At 57.7% G+C, this 12,120-nt stretch carries 15 protein-coding genes and 1 pseudogene; 3 read left to right on the top strand and 13 right to left on the bottom strand.

The window, feature by feature from the left end; translation table 11 throughout:
- Positions 1-649 (bottom strand): alpha/beta fold hydrolase (locus C9413_RS18090; RefSeq protein ID WP_170250712.1); only part of this gene is annotated, 649 nt, incomplete at its 3' end.
- A gap of 132 nt (positions 650-781) precedes the next feature.
- Here C9413_RS18090 and C9413_RS18095 point away from each other — a divergent pair.
- Positions 782-1,348, top strand: a complete 567-nt coding sequence (locus tag C9413_RS18095; RefSeq protein ID WP_040114744.1) for a TetR/AcrR family transcriptional regulator — start codon at positions 782-784, stop codon at positions 1,346-1,348.
- A gap of 161 nt (positions 1,349-1,509) precedes the next feature.
- Positions 1,510-2,295 carry a carbon-nitrogen hydrolase family protein gene (locus tag C9413_RS18100; protein WP_223844119.1) on the top strand — a complete coding sequence of 262 codons (786 nt, stop codon included), beginning with the start codon at positions 1,510-1,512 and terminating at the stop codon, positions 2,293-2,295.
- Positions 2,296-2,421: 126 nt separating this feature from the next.
- Here the strand turns inward: C9413_RS18100 and C9413_RS34510 are convergent, their stop codons facing one another.
- From C9413_RS34510 to C9413_RS18115, 3 genes are read right to left on the bottom strand one after another with little or no spacing between them, the layout of a single operon-like run.
- Entirely contained in the window at positions 2,422-2,760 is a 339-nt protein-coding gene (locus C9413_RS34510) for an MFS transporter (protein ID WP_348648785.1), read from the bottom strand.
- Between the two features lie 41 nt (positions 2,761-2,801).
- Positions 2,802-3,311, bottom strand: a complete 510-nt coding sequence (locus C9413_RS18110; protein WP_246703777.1) for a nuclear transport factor 2 family protein — start codon at positions 3,309-3,311, stop codon at positions 2,802-2,804.
- A gap of 40 nt (positions 3,312-3,351) precedes the next feature.
- Positions 3,352-4,752, bottom strand: a complete 1,401-nt coding sequence (locus tag C9413_RS18115) for an aldehyde dehydrogenase family protein (RefSeq protein WP_210263540.1) — start codon at positions 4,750-4,752, stop codon at positions 3,352-3,354.
- A gap of 579 nt (positions 4,753-5,331) precedes the next feature.
- On the opposite strand from C9413_RS18115, the gene C9413_RS18120 reads away from it, so the two are divergent.
- A complete protein-coding gene (locus tag C9413_RS18120) occupies positions 5,332-6,243 on the top strand; it encodes a LysR family transcriptional regulator (protein ID WP_052451751.1) in 912 nt (303 codons plus the stop codon).
- A gap of 323 nt (positions 6,244-6,566) precedes the next feature.
- Here C9413_RS18120 and C9413_RS18125 read toward each other — a convergent pair whose 3' ends face one another.
- From C9413_RS18125 to C9413_RS18155, 9 genes and pseudogenes are all read right to left on the bottom strand, one after another.
- On the bottom strand, positions 6,567-7,088 hold the full coding sequence (locus C9413_RS18125) for an SDR family oxidoreductase (RefSeq protein ID WP_040114749.1): 522 nt from the start codon (positions 7,086-7,088) through the stop codon (positions 6,567-6,569).
- A gap of 61 nt (positions 7,089-7,149) precedes the next feature.
- A complete protein-coding gene (locus tag C9413_RS18130; RefSeq protein WP_040114750.1) occupies positions 7,150-7,848 on the bottom strand; it encodes an NAD(P)-binding domain-containing protein in 699 nt (232 codons plus the stop codon).
- Positions 7,849-8,182: 334 nt separating this feature from the next.
- Positions 8,183-8,812 (bottom strand): annotated as a pseudogene (locus C9413_RS33485) (substrate binding domain-containing protein); the annotation flags it as partial.
- A 33-nt stretch (positions 8,813-8,845) separates the two neighbouring features.
- Positions 8,846-9,094, bottom strand: coding sequence for a LysR family transcriptional regulator (locus C9413_RS33490; RefSeq protein WP_246703778.1), 249 nt, complete (start codon positions 9,092-9,094; stop codon positions 8,846-8,848).
- A gap of 144 nt (positions 9,095-9,238) precedes the next feature.
- Positions 9,239-9,610, bottom strand: a complete 372-nt coding sequence (locus tag C9413_RS18140) for a DUF427 domain-containing protein (RefSeq protein WP_040114751.1) — start codon at positions 9,608-9,610, stop codon at positions 9,239-9,241.
- A 117-nt stretch (positions 9,611-9,727) separates the two neighbouring features.
- Positions 9,728-10,084, bottom strand: coding sequence for a nuclear transport factor 2 family protein (locus C9413_RS18145; protein ID WP_040116460.1), 357 nt, complete (start codon positions 10,082-10,084; stop codon positions 9,728-9,730).
- A 93-nt stretch (positions 10,085-10,177) separates the two neighbouring features.
- Positions 10,178-10,315 carry a hypothetical protein gene (locus C9413_RS33495; protein ID WP_223844120.1) on the bottom strand — a complete coding sequence of 46 codons (138 nt, stop codon included), beginning with the start codon at positions 10,313-10,315 and terminating at the stop codon, positions 10,178-10,180.
- A 56-nt stretch (positions 10,316-10,371) separates the two neighbouring features.
- On the bottom strand, positions 10,372-10,746 hold the full coding sequence (locus C9413_RS33500) for an NAD(P)-binding domain-containing protein (RefSeq protein WP_052451752.1): 375 nt from the start codon (positions 10,744-10,746) through the stop codon (positions 10,372-10,374).
- A 334-nt stretch (positions 10,747-11,080) separates the two neighbouring features.
- The gene (locus C9413_RS18155; protein WP_040114752.1) at positions 11,081-11,989 is read right to left on the bottom strand and encodes a LysR family transcriptional regulator; all 909 of its coding nucleotides are present in this window, start codon (positions 11,987-11,989) and stop codon (positions 11,081-11,083) included.
- Positions 11,990-12,120: the final 131 nt, after the last annotated feature.

Genomic DNA, 12,120 nt, shown 5'->3' on the forward strand with positions numbered 1-12,120 from the left:
CCTCCGGATACCGGTCATTGTTGTTCCTGTAGTCGAGGATTAGATCCAGTTGAATGTCTTCAGCACCCGGCCGCGACATGAACGCGATATCAAGTTGATAACCATCGGGTGAAAGACGCTCCTTTGATGTCCCGGTGCGGTATTGCCAGTTCTCGATCACATCAGGAGACAGAGATGCCCGACATGCCTCTCTGTTTTGAGCGGAGGGGTCACGCCAATATGCCTCCCACGCCGTCCATGCATCACTGAACCCTTCGATGTAGGCGTTGCCATTCTGGCTGATGATGGCGGAGATTCGGTCCGGATTGGCCGTCGCCATCCTGAACCCGATCGGTGCACCATAGTCGAAAACGTAAAGTGCATAGCGGCTGAGGCCGAGTGCCTCTGTGAAGCCCGTCATGACAGCGGCGAGTTTATCGAATGTGTAAGGGAATTCTCCACGTGCAGGTGAACTCGTTCGACCGAACCCGGGAAGGTCTGGTGCGATGACGCGGTATCGATCTGCCAACAGCGGGATCAGATCACGGAACATGTGGCTTGATGACGGAAAACCGTGGAGCAGAAGAAGGACTGGTGCTTCCTTTGAACCGGCCTCTCTGTAGAAAACCTCGACGTCTTGTACCTTTTGCGTTTTGTAGCTTACGGCCATTTTAGAACTCCTTCTCAAAGGATTCGACAAACCAACAGTCGCGAATGAAGGTAAAATACGACCGAACGGTCGGTTGTCAACCCTTTAGATTTCCTGTATCAAGTGCGGAGAACCCTGGCTCGGAGAAAACGTATGAAAGTCATGAGAGAAACGATCGTATCGACTGCGAGGGAGTTGTTTCGATCAAGAGGGTATGCAGGCGCGTCGATGAATGACCTCGCGGATGCCGTGGGCCTGAAGAAATCATCGCTGTACGTCCGCTTCCCCAATAAGGAAGCTCTCGTTCCGGCGGTACTTGATCTCACTTTGCAAGAGACATTCGGTCAAAGAGACTCAGCCTCCGGGCAATGGGATGATGAATTCGTCGAGGTCATCGAATTTGTCGCGACCACTCTCACTGATCGCGGCAGATGCGTAGGTCTGCATCTAGCCTACGGCACAAGTGACGAGACCCCGATTGCGAAGCATGCCGTTCGAGCATTTTTTCAAGCGCATCGCGATCATCTGTCGAGCATCCTGTCCCGCGCCATGCCTGTCGATGTAGCTCGCGACATTGCGACTGACACGTTAGCCCGTTTGGAAGGTGCCACGGCTTTTGTTGCGATATTCGGCGAGAAGGATGCCATGAAACGAGCGGTTCGCCTTTCCATCGAAGAAGCTAAAAATGCAGCCGCTGCGAAGTCACTGTCTAGCCGATAACGCCTAAGCCGTGCCGGTTACCGTATCCGCTACCGCATTGAGAATACCCGTCCGTCCATCGGGAAGCTCATTGGCAGCCCTGGAACTTTGACCCTACGCCAAATACTAAGCTCAATCCCTTGAGATGGAGGATAATAATGCCTGTTTGTGCTTACGTCGAAATGACCGATGGCTTGCAGCCGCATGGACCGGCGTGGGAGCAATTTGCCCAAGCTATTGGCAAGTGCAGGCCCGATATACTGTTGATGAATGAGATGCCTTTCGGTCAGTGGCTGGCTCGAAAGATTGATTTCGTAGTCGAGGACGCACAGCAAAGTGTTGAGATCCACGAAGCTGGAACCGCTGCTCTCGCTGCGCTGAACATTCCGGCCGTTATAACAAGCCGTCCAATGCTGCTCGCCGACCGCCTTGCCAATGAGGCGATTGTCATCGAGAACGGCGAGGTTCGCCCCCTGCATACGAAGACCTACCTTCCGCAGGAGCCTGGTTGGTCCGAGGTGTCCTGGTTCAGTCGAGGCGATGGGCGCTTCAACATCCAGAATATTTGCGGGCTAGGTGTAGGCGTCCTTTTGTGTACCGAACTCATGTTCAACGAACATGCCAGACAATACGGCCGATGCGGAGCCGATTTGATTGCCGTTCCTCGGGCGACCGGTTCTGCCCACGAAAGCTGGATAACTGCCGGCAAGATGGCCTCAATCGTCTCTGGGAGTTACGTCGTCAGTTCGAACAGGGTCGGGCATTCTACGGATGGTCCACGCTTCGGCGGAGGCGGCTTCGCCATCACCCCCGGGGGCGATCTGGCTGGGCGGACAGAAACCAGTTTTTCCATCATGCTAGTCGACATTGATGCGCAGGTTTCTGCCCGACAGCGGCAGGAATATCCCTGTTACGTGGACGAACTGCATGACCCTGGCGGCATCGGGGTCCCTGATATCGATATTTAATTGTCAAAAAACCCAGTCACTGTAGTTCTCTGCAGGACTGCTACTACGTTGCACTGCCGTATTGCCGGTCCTCCCGCTCTTGGGAGGACCTTGATCCTGCCTGTTCCTGCCAAAGACGGCTTCGTATCAGGCTTCGCCCGGCCGGTTGATCGCCAGGAAACGGCGAACAACAGGCCTGTCGGGACCCGTGTGGTAGGCAAGTACCTTGGCCTGGAGGTCGGCATCGGCCTGCGAAACCCGTTTGTGCTGGCGCAGGTGCTTCGCCCAGGACTCGACCATGAACCATTCGACCTCTTTTGCGGATCGGCAGAATCCTCGGTCACGCCCCAGCCATAGGCGCCATCGCTCCTGCGAGAGGTGAGCAAGTGCATGCAGGATCAGGATTGTTTTTTCGGCGTTGTTTTGCCGAAACTGACCGAAGTTTCGTTCAGTTCGCCTAGCGATTACTTGCTGCCCGAAACCTATTACATCAAGTTAGTGATCGTTGCTGCGAGGCAGACCTACATTCAGACAGTGAGTTCGGCCCTGTCTGGGTTCGCTTTGATGGAATACTCGCCACCGTTTCTGAAACTGCGGACCGTTGCGAAAGTATCTTCCATAAACTGCACATAAGACAGCTTGCCGTTCTCACCGCGCGCCAGAACCGAAAAGGGCGACGTCACCGTTTTGCCCAAAACGTTTGATGTGTAGGTGAACGTGCCGAAGATCGCTGCTCCGTTCTTATTTTCGAAGCTGTCCTGAATTTCGAAGTTGTCTGTCGTCCAGTAACGGCCGACATCGATAAAAGTCTGAACCAGCCCTTCGGTACCTTCGTTGGTACCGGCCCAAGGCATGATCCGCTTCAGCTCCGCGTGCTCATAGTTCAGCGAAACATAAATGAAATCGTCCGTCGTGAATTGTTTTACGAAATCCAGGTCAGTCGGGTTCGACAGGATCGACTGCAATACCCCCAACGGTGACGTGGGGGATGCAGGCTCGGCTTTAGACAACTTCTTAGCGTGCGCATTGATAGACATCGTATATTCCTCCTTCTAAGTGACTTTGGGAATTGAGGTGTCAGCGTTGCGCCAAGCCCGGCTTGAGCGCGATGTGCTTGTGTTCGATGAAATCGTCCAGCGCGGCCAGACCGTTCAAGCGGCCAACGCCAGACTGCTTGAATCCGCCCTCCTCGGTACCGTCGTAGACCTTCGCCCAGTCATTGATCCACACCGAGCCCGCTTCGAGCGCCTGCGCGACGCGCAAGGATCGATCTACATCGCGTGTCCAGATGCTGGCCGACAGTCCGTACTCATTGTCGTTGGCAAGACGGATCGCTTCCGCCTCGTCAGAGAACCGCTGAATCGTCAGCACTGGACCAAAAGTCTCCTCCTGTACGATAGCAAGACTGTTGTCGGAGACTTCCAGAAGGGCCGGGCGGAAGAAAGCGCCGTTTGCAAGGGGACCCACATTGATGGGTCCGCCCCGCTCGACGACCTTCGCGCCGGCTGCGATAGCGGCCTCGACCACACCATCGACCCGCGCAACGTTAGCGCGGTCGATCAGCGGGCCCATATCGCTGGAGGGGTCGGCGGCGGGGCCAACCTTGACGTTGCGCAATCTCTCCGCCAAGCCGTTGCGCACGGCCTCATATTTTCCATCCTGCACGAGCAAGCGGGACCCCGTCATGCAGAACTGACCGCTGAAGACAGTCAGCGCCTTTTCCAGTACCGGCAAGGCGGCATCAAGGTCTGCATCGTCAAAGACGATCATCGGCGTCTTGCCGCCGAGCTCCATTCCGAAACGTTTGAGGTACCTCGCGCCGGCGCTGCTAATGGCTCGGCCGGTACGGGTAGATCCGGTGAAACTGACGACTGGAACCTCCGGCGAGTCCACGAGATAAGCGGAGCCCTCAGGACCGCTTTCGAAAAACAGATTGATCACGCCGTTCGGAAGATCCTCTGCTTCCGCCATAATCTCGGCCATGACGCTTGCCGTCTGTGCGACTTGTGCCGGGAGTTTGATGACGGTGGTGCAACCAGCAGCGAGCGCTGGGGCGAGTGATCGGATCGTCAGAATAACCGGAGAGTTCCAAGGTGCAATGACCGCCGCGACTCCCATCGGTTGCCGAAGGATCACGGAGATGCTCCCGGGCTTTGGTGTCAATGCCCGTCCACCTTCGACCAGGGCAGTGGCTGCCGAGTAGCGGAGTTTGCTCGCAACCATGTCCAGCTCGAATGCAGCTTCAGCCTTTACCTTGCCGTTCTCCAACGACAGAATTTCGAGTAGTCTGTCGCGATTGCGTTCGAAGGCGCACGCTAGTTGGTCGAGCACACCAGCCCGTAATTCATGATCATGCGCCCACATTGTTTCGCGAAAGGCTTTAGAGGCTGCTGCCACCGCAAATTTCGCTGCCTCAAGGCCGTAGTCGGGGTAGTGGCCGATTACGTTATAAGTCGCTGGGTCTATTGACTGTTTCAACTGACCTTCTTGGCATTGAGATCCGCTGATCCAATTGAAGGCTTTGCGGCTCGGTATGTTGTCGAGGGGCATCGTCATATCTGTGGATCCTTCCACTTTCGAGTATTCGTCCGGAAAGGACGAGGCTAGAGCCGGTTACGTGATTGCCACTGCACCATTACCTGTTCGATTTTGCCGACAATTGTCCTGACTGCGGGTTGGCTAACGTTGGTGACAATTGGCACAACCATGAGCGTTGCGCCCAGTACGCGCAGCGGCATTGGCCAATCCTGCATGCAGTCGCCTACAATCCAAATAATCAGAAGGACGCTTGGGTAGACGGCGAGCCACACCATCGCAGTCGTTTTTTTGGCGTTCGAATATTACCTGCCGCAATCCTGTCATTGCTTGCTTGATCCTTTACCCGGCGCGTTGAATGATCAACGATGGGGCACGTGCATGAGTGTGAGACATGATTACTTCCTCCCAATGCTTAGCTCGACGTTCTAGTAGCGGTCTGCGCGAACAGTTGCTGTGTTGATATTGGAGAATCGCGGCTGTTGACGGAATGGGGGTATTCGTCGCATCATACCGGACATAATGTCTTCAATCGTCTCAATAGAATCCCTTAGCGGCCTCGTCGCGTTTTCAGTCGCCGTCGAAACCGGAAGTTTTGCGGCTGCGGGAAGGAAGCTTGGTCTATCTGCATCGGCCGTGGGAAAGGCGGTGGAGCGACTTGAGGCGCGTCTAGGCCTGCGATTGCTGAACCGTACGACCAGATCGCTAGCCGTGACCGGGGAAGGCGACATTCTATATCGATACGTCGCCCGCATATTGAAAGAACTGCAAGACGCTGAGCAAGAGCTTCACTTGGTTCAAAAGGCACCCCGAGGCCGCATTAAGGTGAGTGTGCCCACAGTCTTAGGTCGCAAGATCATCATGCCGGCGCTCCTCGATTTTCGCATCCGCTTTCCAGATGTGATGACCGAGATCAGCCTCGATGACGTCAAGGTTGATATTATCAATGGTGGGTATGACGTGGTGCTGCGGCTAGGTGAGCTGGACGATTCGACGTTACGCGCACGGAGGATCGGACCACACACATTCATAACGTGCGCCTCGCCGAAATATCTTGCACACCGCGGCACCCCGCAAACTCCGTCAGATCTTCATAATCACTGCTGCGTTTTTTATCGTTTTCCGACCACCGGTCGGCCGGAAGTTTGGGCCTTCAAAAATTCACTCCAACCAACGCCAATCAAGCCCTCTGTCGTTTTAAATGACGGCGAGGCACTTGCATCCGCCGCACTGGGTGGCTTGGGGATTATTCAGGCGCCGAGCTATCTCGTAAGCGAAGACATTGCGGCGGGACGGCTTCAAGCTGTCCTCGCAGATTACACGGACGAACGTGGCAGCGTTTCGCTCGTCTGGCCCCCTATGTCGGCACGAGCGCCCAAAGTTCGCGCCTTCATTGATTTCATGGCCGAGCGCGTTTCCCAAAAGCTTTATTGAGTCGGCACCCAAGATTTCTGTCCACTGCTATGGGACAGTTTGCTGTTTAGGATCGGTCTCATGGGAAATGCTCTTTAATTCAAGCCACTTAACAGCAGAAGCGCAGGAGCCGAAGGTCGTATCCGTTCAAGACCTGCATCTGAAAACATGCGCGCATTGGTGGCCGGCCATTCTATCTGAATTCACGTCATGGCGGATGTTTCCAGCCATCGATCAAGCTCCTTCTTGGCGAACCCTTCACAGATTTTGAGGGTGAGATCAGCACCTGGCTTTGTCATTAGACATCCCCTTATTTCTGCAGGAACACATCTCACCCGATAGAATCAGAGCTTGTAGCCGCCGCTCGCCTCGATCACCTGCGCGGTCACCCAACGGCCTTCATCGGAGGCAAGAAACGCGACCACTGCTGCGATGTCGGATGTTTCACCATCAGGCAGCCGGCTCAAAGCCGACTGAACGAGGAAGAAGGGCGCTCGTGCGTGAACAGCGAACATGGTGTTCCAGGCCTCGGGCGTCGCATCGGCGAGGCCGCCCCAACCTGAATTGCCGGCATTGTTGACGAGAATGTCGAGCGTCTTGCTGGCATTCCGTTCCGTAAGCTCGCGATCGAGCTCATCGTACAAGCTTGGGATAGACCCCGCGTCGGCGAGATCCGCGTGCAGCGTAAAGGCGGTGCCGCCCGCCTTCTCGATGGCTGCCACCGCTTCCTCCGCGGCAGCGCTGCTTGCATTGTAGGTGATCGCGACGGTCGCGCCTTCGGCCGCGAGCCGTTCAGCGATCGCCCGACCGATACCGCGTGATCCTCCGGTCACGAGAGCGGTTTTCCCTTTGAGGGCCCGCGACATGAGATTCTCCTTCGTTAGGCGAAATGCAATTCAGTGATTTGTGGGGAGCCCGCGTGGTCGCTCAGGCGACCCGCTCGCGCACGATCGGGCCGGGACTTGCCTCGACGACCGTGAGAGCCAGGCGGATGAGGTCAGCGTCGCCACCATACTCGTGGCCCGCGATGTGATGCAGGAGCACGCCAACTTGTTCGAGTTGCCGGGCACCGTTAAGCGGGCCGGCATTGACAGGCTTAAATCCAGCGTCACCGATCAGACCCCGCGTCACCTCTCCGGCGGCGTCGTCGTCGGTTACGTAGAAGATGTTCGGCTGCAATGGCGATGCTGACCAAGCCGCCGCTTCGAGCGCGGGAGCCGCCATCAGGTTGAACGCCTTGACGATTCGCGCCTTCGGCAACCGCCGTTGCAGGTCTTCCGCGGTTGAGCTGTCGCGCATGAATTCCAGATCGTGGAAGTGCACGAAGTCGGCAGTGACACCGAGCGGGTTCATGGTCTCGATAACGACCTTGCCGTCGAGCGCGCCGCCGACCTCGGCAACGATTGCTTCGACCCGCGGCCAATAAACGGAGAATAGAACGGCGTCGCCGAACTCGGCTGCCTCTCGGATCGTGCCGAGGCGAGCCTTGTCGCCCAGCTCTGCAAGTAATGGTGCGATTTTCCGGTCCTCACCGTCCTTCGCGATCACGAGTTCATGGCCTGCGGCCACCCAGGCTCTTGCCAGACGACTGCCGAGATTGCCGGCGTTTAAAATTCCGATTTTCATTTAGATATCCTGTCTACTTCAACATTTATGCCCACCGAGGAGCGGTTCTGTTGAAAGTTAGGATATCGCTCGGGAATAGATTAGATGCCGGAAGAACCTCAGTCTGTTGTTCGTGTGAGCAACAATGATGAACGGAGATGGCCGCGGTTCGGTCGCGGCGCTGGCGCGCAACTCAGATCTCTAAGCGAGGTGCAAAGCCAACTATCCGGTCCGGCCGTACCGGCGGGAAGCAGGTCGCGGCTCCCGCCTTGCACGAGCTACACGCTTCGGCGAGACCCACCGGCGGTCCTACTTGAGGTTCGCCGGCGGCGACGAGTGTTATGGTCGGCTCGCTTCAGGCTAGACTGGCGTCGCTACCATCCCCGAAAGCGGCGCGACAAAGATCAACGAAGCCACGCACCTTCGGATCCATGTAGCGCGTGGAGGCAAAAACGGCATGGACTGGCATCGGTATGCTTGCCCAGCCCGGCAAAACCCTTACCAGGGTACCCTCCGCCACATGCGGCTCAGCCATGAACCGCGGAAGTTGCGCCACTCCCAACCCGGATACGGTCAGGTTTTTGGCGGCAACGATGTTATCGAGTGCGCACCGTGGCGTCTGCGAGACTTTTTCTGTTGCTTGGCCGTTGACAAGGGTCCAGCTCGCACGGCCGCTGGACGTCTTCGTAATGAGGTCGTGGCGCTTCAAATCGTCGACGGTGCGGAGCTCTGCACCTTCCTTCAAATATCCAGGCGCAGCATCGAGACCGTACGTTATCTCTCCAAGCTTGCGGGCCGACAGATCTGAATCTTGCAAAGTTCCGATGCGGATCGCGACATCGATTCCCTCATGAATGATGTCAACGAACCGAATGGAGTATACCGCTTCCACGGTGACCTTCGGCCACTTAGACAAATAGGCTGCGATCCAGTTGTCGACCCGCGTGGTGCCGAATTCTGGTGTCGCTGTAACCTTTAGACGGCCCTGCGGCTCCTGGCTCTGCTGGGCAACGGCTGCTTAGGCCGCCTCTGCGGCGGCAAGGATCGACGAGGCACGCTCGAAATAGTCCCTACCGACTTCCGTGACGCTGAGCCGGCGGGTCGACCTGTTCAGCAGCCTTGCGCCGAGTTTTTCCTCGATCCGCTGCACGATGCGGCTCACCCGAGCCTTGTCAGTCTCGAGGCGATCGGCCGCAGCGGTGAAGGACTCCTCCATCACCACCGCGACGAAAACCTGCATTTCTGAAAAGCCGACTGTGGATGTCATGGGCAACATTCTGTCACGCGCCGCTTGAGCGATCAATCTGCGCGACCCTTATATATTCGACACTAGTCGGCTCCATACGACTGGACTGTTGTCATTGGAACAACAGCAGAATTCGGTCGATTTGCCGAATCAATGGTCCAGCAATCAGTCGCGAGCCGTTGTCTCGATGGCGTCGACGCGGTCCGGGTAAAACGCGAGGTATCCCTGGATGATCGGCATGTGGTCGAAAGGGTTCTCGTACGACCAGGCGACATCCTTAGCGGCGCCATTTCGCGCGCTAAAATAGCTGGCGTCGCCCTTGTACGGGCAGTGGGTGCTGGTGTAGCTCATGCTGAGTTCGCCCATCGCGACGTCGGCGCGCGGGATGTAATAGACCGGATGGAGGCTCGCCTCCTTAAGGATGAGGGCGTCGCGACTGTCGGCGAGGATTGCATCATCCAGCTTGACGACGACCCTCTCCCCGGCCGGAGCGATTGTAATCGGATGGTCGGGACCCGGCTTTCTTCCACCTTGCATGTCATGTTCCTTTTTGTTCGCTAGTGTGCGCAAGTCTCGCGCCGCGCGCGGCCTGCTTGTCCAGAGATACGCGCACCGGCGTTCGCCCGGCCGGGGCCCGCGGATTTTTGCGTGTGCCTACTGTTGGACCGCGACGACGGCGGGCAGCGGGCGCCATGCGATAGTCATTGTCTCGATGCGGCCGTCCTCGCCCAAGCGGACGTGGTCGAACGCGTCGATCACATGGTTCTCGAACCGGATCGTGAGGACAGCGATGACGTCGGCGTCCTCGCGCGTCATCATCTTGGGCTCGAACGCGTCGATTGTGGAGAGCAGTGCGCCGAGGACAGCCGACACACTGGCGCGCCCCTTGAACGGCGTGGGCAGGATTGGGCTATTGAGTTCGACGGTCTCGGACAGATGCTCGCTCGCGCGCGCAATCTCGCCCTCATGCATCGCCTCGAGGAAAGGGGTGAGGTGGCCTTCGCTCGGCATCGCTGCGGCTCCTGAATATGTGAGGCCCGGCGAGCCCCGCAGGGCTCCCACAACCGAATGCCGGACGCCCTTGGAGGGGCGTCCGGCAGGGGGTCAATTTGCGACGGTCGCGGCGCTGGCCTGGGCCATGAAGAGGTCGACGTGGACCTGCGGCATGCCCTCGAACGTGCCGCCGATCGGCGACGGGCGCTTTGCCTCGTCGATCAGGCGCTGAGCATCTTCGCGCGACACGGGCGTACCGGGCTGCGTGTAGGCGCGCTCGGCTTCCGAACCCGTCGCCTGCAGGTCTACCGTCGGAGCGTAGGCCCAGAAGTAGATCGGCGTGCTCGGTTCAATGCGCCAGCTGTCTGCGAGCGAGCCCGCGTCGATGGCATCGAAGCCGATCTTGTTCGTCTGGTCGAGTACACCTTGCCCGCGAACTTGTCGGCGGGCAGCTGCTCGGAGGCGGCGATCGGGATCGAGAGCGTGACGATGTAACCCGCCGCGATGGCCTCCTCGGTGGTGCCGGCGCTCGCCAGCGGACCAAGCTTCTCGATCAGGTCCTTGATGGTGTCCGCGCCGCGGGAGTTGCTGATCACCACCTTGTAGCCAGCTGCGGTCGCGAGGCGCGCGACTGCCTTGCCGACGAGGCCGGAGCCGATAATTCCGATAGTTTGTGTCATTGACGATGTCTTTCTAATTGGGCGGTAGCCGCCGGGAGGGTTCATGCGCCCCGCGCTGTCGCTCGCGTCCCTGGACTGCGAGAGCCACAGCAAATGGCACGAGGGAGAAATATGAATCTGCCCATTGAGTTACCAGTGGCGGCATGGGCAACGCACTGTTGTCCCTGATGACGACAATAATTTTCGAGATGGCGCTGGTATGGGTGCTCGCGCCGATACGCAAACGACTACGCCTCAGGAAATTAGACGGCGGTCACCGAGACAGCGGGGGCTGACCAGCGCGAGATCGATAGGCTGGAATTTCCGCATCCCGTGGGAGCGCAAGTAAGTTACCTCAACTGAAGCATTCAATGTTGGCTTTGAAAGCATCACGGCAGAGGTCGACAAAGCCACGCACCTTTGGGTCCATATAGCGCGTGGAAGCAAAGACCGCGTGGACTGGCACTGGGATGCACGCCCACGCCGGCAAGACTCTGACAAGCGCGCCATCGACGACATAAGGTTCAGCCATGAACCCCGGCAGCTGGGCGATCCCTAGGCCTGACAGCGCAAGGTTCCTCGCGGCTATGGTGTTGTTGACGGAGCAGCGGGGTGCCTGCCACACTTTCTCCGTCTTCTCACCATTTACCAAGGTCCACGTTGGACGACCGCGCGGTGCGTGCATAATGAGGTGGTGCCGCTTCAGATCCTCGACCGTCCGGACACCGGTGACGCTTCCGAGGTATTCCGGCGAGGCATACAAGCCGTAGGTCAACTCGCCCAGCTTACGTGCCGATAGCTCTGAATCCTGCAATGGTCCGATGCGAACTGCTACATCGACACCTTCATGAATAATGTCGACGAGACGGTTCGTGTATGACACTTCGACAGTCACCTTGGGCCACTTGCGCAAGAATTCGGCAATCCAGCCATCAACCTGCATCGTCCCGAACTCAGCGCCAGCTGTCACTTTCAGCCGGCCCTTCGGCTCCTGTGTCCGTTGTGCAACGGCGAATTCCGCCGCTTCGGCAGCAGCCAAGATGGATGAGACCCGTTCGAAATAGTCACGACCGACTTCTGTCACGCTGAGGTGCCGGGTCGACCTGTTCAAGAGCCGCGCGCCGAGCTTTGCTTCCATTCGGCTCACAATTCGGCTCACCCGCGCCTTGTCGGTTTCGAGGCGTTCCGCCGCAGCGGTGAAGGATCCCTCCCTCACCACCGCGAGGAAGGTCCGCATTTCCAAGAAATCTATTGTTGCTGCCATGACAACAGTCTGAAACTGTAACGCGGAATTATCAATCCTCAAACAACCGACATTCCGGCTTGTGGACGCGAGCAGAGGTCAGAGCTCGCATGGCGTGAACAATGCGAGGGGTACAAATGGCAGGCCAGCAA

Source organism: Rhizobium sp. SEMIA 4085, assembly GCF_013004495.1.
Classification (GTDB): domain Bacteria; phylum Pseudomonadota; class Alphaproteobacteria; order Rhizobiales; family Rhizobiaceae; genus Rhizobium; species Rhizobium gallicum.

Bases quoted from the DNA above. Each gene is read 5' to 3' on its own strand.
- C9413_RS18095 (WP_040114744.1), top strand. From the start codon at position 782: ATGAAAGTCATGAGAGAAACGATCGTATCGACTGCGAGGGAGTTGTTT.
- C9413_RS18100 (WP_223844119.1), top strand. From the start codon at position 1,510: ATGACCGATGGCTTGCAGCCGCATGGACCGGCGTGGGAGCAATTTGCC.
- C9413_RS18110 (WP_246703777.1), bottom strand. From the start codon at position 3,311: ATGTCTATCAATGCGCACGCTAAGAAGTTGTCTAAAGCCGAGCCTGCA.
- C9413_RS18120 (WP_052451751.1), top strand. From the start codon at position 5,332: ATGTCTTCAATCGTCTCAATAGAATCCCTTAGCGGCCTCGTCGCGTTT.
- C9413_RS18125 (WP_040114749.1), bottom strand. From the start codon at position 7,088: ATGTCGCGGGCCCTCAAAGGGAAAACCGCTCTCGTGACCGGAGGATCA.
- C9413_RS18130 (WP_040114750.1), bottom strand. From the start codon at position 7,848: ATGAAAATCGGAATTTTAAACGCCGGCAATCTCGGCAGTCGTCTGGCA.
- C9413_RS33490 (WP_246703778.1), bottom strand. From the start codon at position 9,094: ATGACATCCACAGTCGGCTTTTCAGAAATGCAGGTTTTCGTCGCGGTG.
- C9413_RS18140 (WP_040114751.1), bottom strand. From the start codon at position 9,610: ATGCAAGGTGGAAGAAAGCCGGGTCCCGACCATCCGATTACAATCGCT.
- C9413_RS18145 (WP_040116460.1), bottom strand. From the start codon at position 10,084: ATGCCGAGCGAAGGCCACCTCACCCCTTTCCTCGAGGCGATGCATGAG.
- C9413_RS33500 (WP_052451752.1), bottom strand. From the start codon at position 10,746: ATGACACAAACTATCGGAATTATCGGCTCCGGCCTCGTCGGCAAGGCA.
- C9413_RS18155 (WP_040114752.1), bottom strand. From the start codon at position 11,989: ATGGCAGCAACAATAGATTTCTTGGAAATGCGGACCTTCCTCGCGGTG.